Raw genomic sequence first — 1,332 nt, forward strand, 5'->3', positions numbered from 1 at the left:
AGGTTTGGATTGACCTTGAAAAAGTGGTCAAAAGATGACTAATACCTATTGACCAACAAGAGGCTCATATGTGTTAGAATCGTTTTATATAAGTGCGCCATTAATGAATTTTAATAGTTTTATACCAGGGTAATCAAATACAGTATTACCAATTGGTTTTATGTTTTTTCTATATTTAGGATATGCAATACGATAAAAACAGTCCCAATAGCTATAAACACGTTGGTGTATTCGTTGATAGTGTTCCATATTATCTTTAATAAAACTATTCAAGTGAAGTTTATTTACAGATTCACGTTCGTCATAGATACATACAATGATTTCAATCACATATTCACCTAGTAATTGAAGAATAAAAGGTATGACAAACTTTTCATTTACTTTGAGTACTTGCCTAATACAACGCTCACGTACATACCCATCACAGTGTCTCGAAAAGAAACAAAAGCCTATTGCTTGTTGCCTTGGAGTTAACTTAATAAGTTTTTCAATCTGACTTTTTTCACAATAAATTCTTTGAGGAATTACCAACTTCTCGTTATCAATTTGCACTTCAAATGGCATGTATGGTTCGTGCTTTGATTTCAAATTTAAAGTTCTAAATACAACTTTTACATCTTCTTCGAGATAACTAGGAAAACAATTTTTAATAACATCAATGTTCAAAGTGCCTCCAAGATTCTAACGCCCCTAATAAGCCGCGCAAACAGGTTGGTTAAAATACGCGAGGCACGAGCGAAACCAGCGAGTTTGTGTCGGGTTAATTGGATTGTTATACATCACTCCGCACTTATTAAATCTGGCATTACCTCAAGAGCAAGCTCTTTAGAAGTGATGTAGAATTGAGTAGATGTTGTAAAACCCACTCCCACACCCGGTGCATAATATGAATCTCCGGCACTCATTGAATAATGGAGGTAGTAAGTTTTGCCTGCCTCAAAGTTACCGGACACTACGCCATCACCACCAACTGCCATTGCCCGACGCTCCGCCGCAATTCGATGTTGCCCAGCTGGTAATTTATAGACTAAGAAAGAGTTGTTGCTTAGATTTTCAATACGGCAATTATCAATTGAAAAAGGTGTTGAATATAGAATCCCATACATTGCCGAAGGGCGGTATATGACAATTGTTGTAGCCGCTTCACCTTCTGCTCTGGGAATTTCGCAGTTAGGGCTGGTTGTTGCACAGCCAGCTAAAAACGTAACTAAAATTAACGCTAAAATTCTCATACCTACCTTTTTGTATAACACCTGCATAACGGGCAATAACACGTAGGCTAAAATTGGAGCGAAGCGACTGAGCCTACGTGTTATTGTCCCAGCGAGCCTG

2 protein-coding genes are annotated in these 1,332 nt (G+C 37.6%); both read right to left on the reverse strand.

Translation table 11 applies throughout. The features are described from left to right. Window positions 1–84: 84 nt before the first annotated feature. Entirely contained in the window at window positions 85–666 is a 582-nt protein-coding gene (locus tag Q4567_RS22190) for a hypothetical protein (RefSeq protein WP_303502479.1), read from the reverse strand. 113 nt (window positions 667–779) lie between these two features. Further along, a partial coding sequence (locus tag Q4567_RS22195; protein WP_303502480.1) for a DUF2846 domain-containing protein occupies window positions 780–1,332 on the reverse strand: 553 nt, incomplete at its 5' end.

Origin of the sequence: Aliiglaciecola sp. 2_MG-2023 (assembly GCF_030548145.1) — a bacterium.
Lineage (GTDB): Bacteria > Pseudomonadota > Gammaproteobacteria > Enterobacterales > Alteromonadaceae > Aliiglaciecola > Aliiglaciecola lipolytica_A.